At 39.7% G+C, this 960-nt stretch carries 1 protein-coding gene and 1 pseudogene; both read left to right on the top strand.

Translation table 11 applies throughout. The features are described 5' to 3' along the window. Window positions 1-289 (top strand): annotated as a pseudogene (locus tag ACFIMU_RS08695) (filamentous hemagglutinin); the annotation flags it as partial. A 20-nt stretch (window positions 290-309) separates the two neighbouring features. Then, window positions 310-726 (top strand): hypothetical protein, encoded by a 417-nt coding sequence (locus tag ACFIMU_RS08690; RefSeq protein WP_375697036.1) that lies wholly within the window; start codon window positions 310-312, stop codon window positions 724-726. Window positions 727-960 lie beyond the last annotated feature (234 nt).

Genomic DNA, 960 nt, shown 5'->3' with positions numbered 1-960 from the left:
CAATTTCTATGGACCAGCCTTTAATGTTTTAGTTGCATCCGGTCTGTTAGGTTATGTAAGTGATAGCAAACAAACCACTGTTGGTTTTGATGGGAATAGATATGACTTTGTCAGCAGAATTATTGGCGGCAATGGCTATACTTACGAGACAATACCTACTGGCAGTAACTGGTGGAAAGAATGGTGGAGAGTGATCATGAATCCCATAAGCTCCCATACTTGCCTTGGAGATGCGAGTGATAAGTGTACATGGCGCTATGGCACATCTCATCGTGAACAAAAACCTTGAATTAAATAATGGAGTAAAAAATGAAACAAACTCTAAAGCTATTAGGTGCTGTAACTTTATTAGGTATTGCAGGATGTCAGTTTAATAAAACTCCTGGAGGGTATTTGAGCGCGTGGGAGAAAAATGGTGTTACTAATTTTACAGAGGTAGGAAAAGCCTTGTTAGAATGTGGCATGCCAACGCCTTATGATGTCGATCCAGAAAACAGAAAGCAGAGCATTAATGCAAAAGCAACAATTTATGCTTGCATGCTTCAATCAGGGTTTCGCTATAAAGATGAAGAGGTAGCAAGAGCGGGAGGGCCATGTTATACTTTTAGAGCCGAAAACCTTCCGATTTGTCGTCCAGGCGCTGTTGTTCCACAGCGCAGTGTCAAGAAGCGCTTAAACAGCCCGTTTTGTAAAAAATATAAAAATGCACCTGAATGCAAACCTTAAGTCTTTCTTGTGATGATCAACAATCTGCCATCCTTGCCTTTACTTGGAATGGCGGGATTGTTTTCTCAATCTACCATCTCAACTCAGTTCAGAACTGTCTTGAAAAACGGAGATAAAATATCAACAGGCTTTAGAGCCTTTTTATTGTAAATAAATCCATTGAAAGAGGGGAAAATGAAAAAAATCTTAAAACTATTGAGCTGCATAGCTCTCTTAACTACAGCTGGATGTGTT

Origin of the sequence: Bartonella sp. AC70YNML (assembly GCF_042196545.1) — a bacterium.
GTDB lineage: Bacteria > Pseudomonadota > Alphaproteobacteria > Rhizobiales > Rhizobiaceae > Bartonella.
The sequence above is the reverse complement of the archived record's forward strand: the minus strand, read 5'-3'. Positions and strand labels throughout refer to the sequence as shown.